The 10,076-nt window shown below is 47.5% G+C and carries 8 protein-coding genes and 1 pseudogene; all 9 read left to right on the forward strand.

All coding sequences use genetic code 11. The features are described 5' to 3' along the window. Positions 1-359, forward strand: a pseudogene (locus HWQ67_RS07310) (hypothetical protein); the annotation flags it as partial. Between the two features lie 55 nt (positions 360-414). Beyond that, positions 415-1,035 carry a hypothetical protein gene (locus tag HWQ67_RS07315; RefSeq protein ID WP_218252028.1) on the forward strand — a complete coding sequence of 207 codons (621 nt, stop codon included), beginning with the start codon at positions 415-417 and terminating at the stop codon, positions 1,033-1,035. Between the two features lie 258 nt (positions 1,036-1,293). Next, positions 1,294-4,290 (forward strand): SBBP repeat-containing protein, encoded by a 2,997-nt coding sequence (locus HWQ67_RS07320; RefSeq protein ID WP_218252029.1) that lies wholly within the window; start codon positions 1,294-1,296, stop codon positions 4,288-4,290. A 30-nt stretch (positions 4,291-4,320) separates the two neighbouring features. Beyond that, positions 4,321-5,292, forward strand: a complete 972-nt coding sequence (gene cysK / locus HWQ67_RS07325; protein WP_218252030.1) for a cysteine synthase A — start codon at positions 4,321-4,323, stop codon at positions 5,290-5,292. Then, entirely contained in the window at positions 5,289-6,203 is a 915-nt protein-coding gene (locus HWQ67_RS07330) for a PLP-dependent cysteine synthase family protein (protein ID WP_218252031.1), read from the forward strand. The genes cysK and HWQ67_RS07330 overlap by 4 nt, the downstream gene beginning before the upstream one ends. Then, complete coding sequence (locus tag HWQ67_RS07335) at positions 6,204-6,653, forward strand: Mov34/MPN/PAD-1 family protein (protein ID WP_218252032.1); 450 nt, start codon at positions 6,204-6,206, stop codon at positions 6,651-6,653. Positions 6,654-6,656: 3 nt separating this feature from the next. Next, entirely contained in the window at positions 6,657-8,984 is a 2,328-nt protein-coding gene (locus HWQ67_RS07340; protein WP_218252033.1) for a tetratricopeptide repeat protein, read from the forward strand. 75 nt (positions 8,985-9,059) lie between these two features. After that, entirely contained in the window at positions 9,060-9,632 is a 573-nt protein-coding gene (locus HWQ67_RS07345; RefSeq protein WP_218252034.1) for a DsbC family protein, read from the forward strand. A gap of 157 nt (positions 9,633-9,789) precedes the next feature. Next, a partial coding sequence (locus HWQ67_RS07350) for a surface-adhesin E family protein (RefSeq protein ID WP_218252035.1) occupies positions 9,790-10,076 on the forward strand: 287 nt, incomplete at its 3' end.

The following is a 10,076-nucleotide window of genomic DNA, read 5'->3' on the forward strand; positions in this document are numbered from 1 at the left end:
GGTACGGGATCGAGGTATTGGATAGCCTTATCAGGGTTGAACTCAAAAAAGATAGCGAGATAAATATCCTCGGCGAAGGCAGAAGGCATAGCAAACCAGTGTTAATCGTCGGAGAGGCAAAGCTCAGGCTCCAGGGATACTATACTGCCGGTACGCCGGACAACGCACAAATGATTGAGGTGTTTGAGCAACTGGAAAGGCACGTAGAGGCAGTGCGTCTCCAATGCAGCGGAGTCGAGGCAGATACGAAAGAGATCGTGCGCATACTGATAACCCACTTTGCCACGGCGGACTTCTTAACGGAGGCGTCAAAGAGGGGTGTCATCGTAATCCAGAGCTATGAGTGGCAGGCCGTGTAGTCGGTCGGTGGTACAAACAATCATCGAAAAGAAAGGATTCAAGGATTAACAGACAATGAAAAAGAAGGCTGTAGTAAAAGACGGTGGTAATGGTTACGTACGTACAAGCGAGTTCAATGAGTTCAAAGAGATGTTTCTGTTGATGATGCAAAAGCTGGAGAGTATGGCGACAGATATAACCTCGATGAAGGGTGATATAACCTCGATGAAGGGTGATATAATTTTGACAAGACGAGATATTGCGGGCCTGTCAAGGAGTGTCAGTTATGCCCTTGAAAATGAGGCCTACAGGGAATTACCCAGGTTTCTGAAGACCAGGTACGGGATCGAGATATTGGATAGCCTTATCAGGATTGAACTCAAAAAAGATAGCGAGATAAACATACTCGGCGAAGGCAAAAGGCATAGCAAACCAGTGTTAATCGTCGGAGAGACAAAGCTAAGGCTCCAGGGATACTATACTACCGGTACGCCGAACAACGCACAAATGGTTGAGGTGTTTGAGCAACTGGAAAGGCACGTAGAGGCAGTGCGTCTCCAATGCAGCGGAGTCGAGGCAGGTACGAAAGAGATCGTGCGCATACTGATAACCCACTTCGCAACGGCGGACTTCTTAACGGAGGCGTCAAAGAGGGGTGTCATAGTAATCCAGAGCTATGAGTGGCAGACCGTGTAAGTCATTAAAACTATGCAATTTATGTGGCCTCTTGAGTATGGCTGATGACATAATTTATAGTATTGCTATTTGTTAATAATAAATGCTACCATTTCCCATCAACGTAAGTGATAAGATTATTATAGGAACGCTAAAGGAGGTTATATGACAGCTAAAATCAACAGGTGTTTTGTTATTCTTTGGGTAATGGCTTTTGTCCTTTCTGTGACTATTGTGCAAGGCTCAACATTGGAGGCCTCTACGGGTAAAGCAGTGGATATGGCTAAGAGTAATGCAATGGTACTGGATAATTATGGTACACTACCGGTGCGATTTGAACAAAATGAAGGTCAGACACACAAGCAATATAGTTATGTCGCCAGAGGGCAGGGGTATACGATGTTCTTGAAAGCAGATGGCGTCGTTATGGCAGTGACCCCTTCAAAAGAGTATACAACTAACAATAAAATCAGCCACAAAAACACAAAACCGACAAAAAACTCTAAGATCAATGTAGTGCGCATAAATTTTGCCGGTGATGTCAAGGCACATGGACTAACTGCACTCGATGTCCTCGAAGGAAAATCCAATTACCTTATCGGGAATTCCGACGGAAAATGGCTACGTAACATAACCGCTTACCAACGTGTCAAATATAACGGCCTGTACCCAGGGATAGACCTTGTGCTATATGGAAACCAACGCCAAATAGAGTACGACTTTGTAGTACAACCAGGGGCAGACCTCCGAAAAATTGCACTAAAAATTGATGGCCCTACGAGTGTAAAGATAAATAAAGACGGCGATATCGTCTTTAACATGTACGGTGGCGACATGCTTATGCGTAAACCAAATATATACCAGGAACTCGATGGCAGAAAAAAAACTATAAACGGCACCTATGTCGTAAACAACAAAAACCCAAAAACAACCACCATAAGTTTCAAGGTGGATGACTACAACAAGACTCTCCCGCTGGTCATAGACCCCGTGCTCCAATACTCAACCTATCTCGGCGGTAGCAGCGGCGATCAAGCCCTCGCCATAGCCGTCGATACCCTCGGCAGTGCCTACGTAACCGGTAAAACCATCTCCCTCGACTTCCCTCTGGTGCATCAATACCACAACAGCTATAACGGCGACTATTATGACATTTTTGTCTCAAAATTCAGCAAAGACGGTTCATCCCTCATATACTCGACCTATGTGGGCGGCATCCGCGATGATGAGGCAAGGGACATAGCCGTGGATACCAACGGCAACGCATACATAGCCGGCTCCACCTACTCTCAGGACTTTCCAATTGTAAGTTCCTACCAAACATCCCTGCAAGGCCTGGTAGACGCATTTGTGGCAAAACTCAGCCCAGACGGAACTGCCCTGCTGTACTCCACATACCTTGGCGGAACCAGCAATGATGAAGCCAACGCAATAGCCGTAGATTCAGGCGGTAATGCCTATATAGCCGGCTATACCTACTCAACTGACTTTCCCATTAATAACGCATATCAGCCGGACCTGGCCGGAGGCAATGACGCATTCGTGACAAAACTCAGCGCCTCAGGCATATACATCCCATACTCTACGTACCTGGGAGGCACCGCAGAGGAAGAAGCCACAGGCATTGTCGTGGATGTAAACAGCAACGCATATATCACCGGCTTTACGTCATCGACGAATTTTCCTACCACGTCAGGCTCCTTTCAACCCGTCCATGGTGGGGGCACATATGATGCCTTTGCAACGAAACTCAGCCCAACCGGCTCCCCATATTTCTCCACCTACATCGGAGGAAATGACAGCGACCGTGCCGGCGCCATAGCAATTGATACAACCGCTAACGTCTACATAGCCGGCTCCACTGCATCAATCAACTTCCCAACCACGGCAACGGCTGCGCAAACTGCTCTCAAAGGTATGGCCGATGCCTTTGTAACAAAGATTGTCACAGCCGGTTCATCGCTGAGTTATTCGACCTACATCGGCGGCACTAATACCGACACCGCAAAGGCAATTGCCGTCGATAAGGATGACAATATCAACGTGGCAGGAGAGACGACTTCCACCGACTTTCCGACCCTCAACCCTTTCAAAAAGACTAACAGTGGCTTTTCCGACGCATTTGTGGCACGATTAAGATTCAGTGCCGCTGATGTCTCATACTCCCTGCACTTTTCGACCTACCTAGGTGGCAGCGCCGACGATAAAGCAACGGCCATCGCAGTAGACCAAAGAGGGGATGTTTACCTCTGCGGATATACTGCCTCGACAAACTTCCCTGTCATCCGTGCCATGCAATCGACTTTTAAGCCCACCGTTAAAGATACTGACATTGCGGTGGATGCCTTTGTTGCCAAGGTGCGCTTTAACTCTTACCGCAATGACTTCAATGCCGATGGCAACGGCGATATCCTCTGGCAAAATACCGCAAACGGACAACTCTACGTGTGGCTCATCAATGGCACGGATTTCTACAGCGGCGACAGCCCCTCTACGCTCAATGACCCCAACTGGCAATACAGAGGCAAGGGCGACTTCAATGCCGATGGCAACAGCGACGTCCTCTGGCAAAATACCGCAACCGGACAACTGGTAATCTGGTTCATGGACGGCCCCAAGATTCAAAGTATCGGTAACCTGGCTACAATGAGCGGTCAAAGCTGGCAGATCAAAGGCTTCGGTGATTTCAACAGCGATGGCAATACCGATATCATCTGGCAAAACTCCTCCACAGGTGAGGTCGGTATCTGGTTTATAGACGGCGCTACTGTTGCCGGCACAGTCTCACTGGGCGCGGTCAGCTCACAGTGGCAGTTCAAGGGTGTTGATGACTTCAGTGGTGATGACAAGACCGATGTCCTGTGGCAGAACTCAACCACCGGTCAACTGGTAATCTGGTTCATGGATGGTGCACAGATTTCCACAGTAGGCAGCCTCCCTGCGGTTGCCGGCTCATCCTGGCAGATCAGGACAACGGCTGACTTCAATGCCGACGGCAGAAGTGACCTACTCTGGCAAGATTCTACAAGCGGTCAGCTTTATGTGTGGCTGTTGGATGGTGCAACGATAACCGGTGGTGGCCCTACGGCAGTGATGACAGACCCAAACTGGCAACTAAAGGCCGTAAATGATTTCAACAATGACCACAAGGCCGACATACTCTGGTTCAATTCGTCAACTGGACAGGCCTACATATGGCTCATGGATGGTGCATATATCGCCTCAGGTGGTTCCCCTGGAGCCGTTGGTGCAAACAGCCCCTGGCAAATAAAATAGACAGCTAAGACGCAAATTCACACGATTGCTATGAAAACGACTGTCTATTCAGAAGCTGTTCGTTCAGCGCTGGAACTTATTGGTAACACGCCAATTGTCAGACTAAGGGGACCAGAATCCGCCGGAGATGCTGGCAGCAACGGGGCAGCCTCCGTCTACGCAAAGGTGGAATTCTTTAACCCCTGTAGCTCAATAAAAGACAGGATATGTAAGGCCATGCTCGAAACAGCCGAGGCAGAGATGCGTATAAAGCCTGGCGATACCGTGATAGAACCGACATCCGGCAATACCGGCATAGGGCTTGCCTTTGTGTGCGCCATCAAAGGCTATAAGCTCGTCCTGACAATGCCTGAGACCATGACCCTGGAACGTAGAACCATGCTAAAGGCATTCGGGGCAGAGCTGATCCTGACCCCGGGAAGTGATATGAACCTGGCCGTGGAAAAGGCAAATGAACTTGCCCAATTACATGGATACTTCCAGCCAAACCAATTCAAAAACCCCGCCAACCCAGAGATACATCGCAAGACAACAGCACGGGAGATAGTAAGCCAATTACTCGACAATCCGGCGTGCCCCGTGCCCACAATAGACGCCTTTGTTGCCGGCGTTGGCACCGGCGGTACCATCAGCGGTGTTGGCCAGGTGCTAAAGCGTATGACGGGGGCAAGGATCGTGGCCGTTGAACCACTTGACAGTGCGGTACTAAGTGGACATCCCGCAGGACATCATGAGATACAGGGTATTGGTGCCGGCTTTGTCCCCGATGTCTTTGACCGCAACCTGATCGATGAGATAATACAGGTATCCAACGAGGATGCCTTGCAGTACACCAGAAAACTTATAAGAAAAGAGGGAATCCTCTGCGGTATATCCTCCGGGGCCAACTACTTCGCCAGTTGTATGATAGCACGAAGGCTTGGAAACGACAAAACGGTACTTACCCTCCTGCCCGATACCGCTGAACGATACCTCAGCACAAGGCTGTTTGGTGACATATGAGTGGACTTAATAAGGCTGTTTATAACAACATACTTGCAACCATAGGCGATACCCCCCTGTTGCTGCTCAAGGGGGCAACCAGCGGTTTGCCTGATGGCGTCAGTATCTACGCAAAGCTGGAGATGTACAACCCCGGCCGTTCCGTCAAGGACAGGGCGGCTTACAGTATGATAAAGGATGCCGAAGACTCCGGCCTCCTGACTTACGATAAGACGATTATAGACTCAACCTCCGGTAATACCGGTATAGCATATGCCATGATAGGTGCCGTCTCCGGATACAACGTAAAGATCGTGATTCCAAAAAACGCATCACCGGAGCGAAAAAAAATCATATCCGCCTTCGGGGCTGAAATAGTATATTCAAGCCCGTTTGAAGGCTCAGACGGGGCCATCAGGTACGCCAAAAAACTCTACAACGACTCCCCCGAAAGCTACTACATGCCAGACCAGTACAACAATCCCTCTAACTGGAAGGCCCACTACCTGACTACCGGTCCGGAACTCATACAACAAACTAAAGGACGTATAACACACCTCATAGCCTCCGTGGGTACCGGTGGAACCATCACGGGCACAGGCAAGGCGCTCAAAGAGTTCAACCCCAACATCAAGGTTATAGCGATCCAGCCCGATGACGCCATGCACGGTATCGAGGGCCTCAAACACATGGCAAGCTCCATCGTACCGGGCATCTATGACCTCGGTTTCCCCGATGACACGGTCTTTGTCAACACCGACGATGCCTATGACTGGGTCAAGCGCCTTGTCAGATATGAGGGACTGGCCGTGGGACACTCCTCGGGTGCGGCGTTGGCTGGGGCCGTGACCTGTGCAAAAACCCTCAAAGAAGGCGTTATCGTTGCAATCTTCCCCGATGGCGGTGACAGATACCTCAGTCACGTGATCTGAATGAGACTAAACAAAGAAACACTCCAGTTTATCCATAACCACGCCATGCAGGCATATCCAGATGAATGTTGCGGAATCATCACCGGAACCTCAAACCACCAAACCCCACACGCATGCCAAAATATCCAGGACCTACTACACCACCAAGACCCAATACGATACCCCCGCACTGCCCGTACCGCATACACAATCGACCCAAAAGAGGCAGACCGGGTGATCTCACAGGCTCTCCAAAATGGCCAGAATGTGCTGGCCTTCTACCACTCACACCCAGACCATGACGCCTATTTCTCAGAGGAGGACGTGGAGGCACAAACGGTCTTTGGTGAACCTCAATGGCCTCAGGCCCTGCAAGTTGTGGTCTCCGTAAGACTGGCAATGGTAAATGCCACCAAAGCCTACAGATGGGATGATGTTGACAGGGACTTCAAAGAAGCAGATATTTTGTGAATAATGCTTGATGCTTTAAGGAAATATTCTATAGTTCTCAGCAAACCAATCTTTCATATACTGATAGTTGTCTGTGTGGGCATCCTCTCATATGCTAACAGTTTCCACGTCCCGTTCTTCTTTGATGATTATGCTATCGAATCAATAGTCGAAGGATTTGATCCGTGGATGGTTTTCGAGGGAAGATATGTGACCAACCTCTCATTCTTTGTAAACTATAAGTTACATGGGTATAATGTCTTTGGATATCATGCTGTCAACATAGTAATTCATTTGATCAATGCAGTCTTTACATACCGGTTTATCCTTCTCCTGTTCAGAGCGCAGAGTCAACTGTATAAAAATTCTGCCGTGACGGATGCTCGCCATAGTGAAATAATAGCCTTCGCTACGGCCATCGTCTTTGTAAGTCACCCCTTACAGTTACAAGCAGTGACGCTCGTTATTCAACGATATGCCTCGCTTGCTACACTGTTTTATCTGCTTACGCTTATTGTGTATCTGAAATGGCGAATGCTAACCGTTGATAATTCTCTGAACGTAAACTTTAAATACGTTGCCCTTTATGTGCTAGCTCTTATAATAGCGTTCATTGCATCAATAACAAAACAGACAGCGGTAACATTACCCATAATGATTACAATAGTCGAATTCATGTTTTTCTCAGGAAAACATTTAAAACGCCTCTTACAGTGCATCCCTTTCTATGCTGTTATACTGGTTGTTTCATATTTAGCTTTTGCGGTTTTCGCAAATTCAAAATTCGATGAAATAGATGATATGATGCTTAAAAGGTTGGATAGCGGACTTATCGTCCTGGACCGATGGCAAAACCTTTTCACACAATTCAGGGTCATAATTACCTATATAAGAATGCTGTTTATTCCAGTAAATCTGACACTGATCTATGACTACCCTGTGTCGTTTTCATTTTGGCAATCTCGTGTCTACATATCTCTTATTGTCCTTTCTGCGATCTTCTCCTTTGCTATATACTTGTATCATCTGGCCCAAAAAAAGCATGACATCAAGCATGCCGATTTCCTGTTTATCTCCTTTGGAATACTATGGTTTTTTATAAGCATAGCGCCACAGTCAAGTATCATTCCACTTTCCAACTGGCAACTCATGGAATACAGGGTGTATTTGCCGTCAGTTGGGTTTTTCACTGCTGTAATCACGGCATTATTTATGATTGCACAAGCCGTGAATCCCAAAAAACTAACCGCATATTTCACACTGCCAATACTCACGATATCCCTTGTTTTTGCCGTTGCTACATACAAGAGAAACAGTCTGTATCAGTCTGAAGTTACGCTCTATGAGGACAACGTCAAAAAAGTCCCTACAAGCATCTTTGCCCATATCAACCTTGCCTCTGCATACATAGCTGCAGGTGAGATTGACAAGGCAATCTCCGCTCTCCAGAAGGCAAAGAGCCTCAACCCTCTCTTTGGGCTTACTCACTACACAATGACACAAACACTTCTGGCGTCCGTCTATACACAAAAGGGAAACTATGCAGAAGCAGCAAGGGAACTCAAAGAAACCCTGCACTACGAACCAGGCAACGCCGACCTCCATAACCGCCTTGGTCTGGTGTATGTTAAGCAAGAGTTGTTCAATGAGGCCACAGAGGAATTTAAAAGGGCCATTGAGATCAATAACAATCTTGTTGACCCACGCTACTATCTCGGGGCGATCTACGCCAACCAGGGGCGCTTCGATGATGCCCTCAGACAATGGCGCCATGTGGTCAGACTCAAACCAGACCAGGGCAATATATATATAAAAATAGGTGATATCTATATGCTACAAGATAAGCCGGAAGAAGCCCTGAAGGAGTATAACACGGCGTTAAACTTTGAAAAAAACAATGCCGCCATCTATTTAAAAATCTGTGACGTCTACAAGAGGCTTGGCCGTGAAGCCGACTCTGCCAGAGTCTGTCAAACTGCCCTACAGGCTGATACCAAAGATGTAAAGGATGCTGCCCTGTATCTCAAACTTGGCCTGATGCACGAAAACCAGGGCAACCTCGATGAGGCTGCCAGACAATATTCCATGGCAATAAAACTCGACCCAAAATCCGCAGAGGCACACAATAACCTTGGCGTTGTCCTCGGTAAACAAGGTAAAATAGATGACGCTTTTAACGAAATAAGCAAGGCTATAAATATACGCCCTGATTACGCCGATGCACACAATAACCTTGGCCTGTGTCTGCGCTTACAGGGTAAAACGGACAAAGCCAAAGAAGAGTTCACGGCAGCTCTCAAAATAGACCCTAACCACAGGGGTGCCAAGGGTAATCTTGAGTCCCTGAAGTAGCTTGACCTTATGATACAGGACATTGTATACTAAATATAACAATAAAAAAATCAAACTAAAGGAGGATTTTTACAAGTGAATAACAAGGGGCTAGCTATTAGCAGAATGACCCAATACATAGTGATATGGGTTGTGTGTATGATCTTTATGGCTTTAACGCAGATGCCTGCACAGGCTGCGGATAACCCGCCGACAGTAGGACAGCCTAAAAAGGTCAATATTGTAATTGACAAGGCCGTCAGAATTGGTATGGGTAGAAATATTGTCGTTGAATTCACTGACCCGGATTGTCCATATTGCAGGAAACTGGCTGACTATATGAACAAGAGAAAGGATGTCACCAGATACGTCTTCCTGTTTCCACTAACCCAGATACACCCTCAGGCGCAAGAGAAGTCCGTATTTATACTATGTTCAAAAAACAACGCAAAGGCCCTTGAGGATGTCATGAGCGGAAAGTACGACAAAGAGAAGATTCCCCCTTGCAAAAACCCTCAGGAAGCCACACAACTGCTTGAAGAACACAAACAAATGGCTACATCCGTTGGTGTAACATCAACACCGACCTTGATTGTCAATGGCCAACGCGTCAATGGGGCTGACTTCGCACTAATAGAGAAGATTATTGGCCCAAATCCATATCAATAATCTATGCCGGCATGGCAGTGTGTAGTGTATGATATTTGTTTATGAATATTACCGGTGAGCATTATGGTGGCAACGTTAGCTCCCTTGGCGGGAAGACTGGTAAGGGGACAGGGCGCCTGTGGCATGACAAGTGTCGGCAATACCTGAGCCTATGGCGATGATTAAAACTACCCTTATGCCGCACATTATCCTGGGCACTATCCTGGGCATTACCCTGATGGCAGTCAACTCAATGGCCATGGATGCACGGTGGAAGTTCATCGGCGTGGCAGAAGAGGTCAAATTTTACTATGACTCGCTAACGGTTGCCCGTACAGACAAAGACACTGTCAGGTTCTGGACTACACAGGTATTTCCGGAGGGCAATAAGGTGGCAGAGTCCAGATATCTTAACGAAATAAACTGCACCAGGAGGACTATAAAATTCATTCAGGCCCATATTAA

It is taken from the genome of Candidatus Magnetobacterium casense (genome assembly GCF_019173545.1).
Lineage (GTDB): Bacteria > Nitrospirota > Thermodesulfovibrionia > Thermodesulfovibrionales > Magnetobacteriaceae > Magnetobacterium > Magnetobacterium cryptolimnobacter.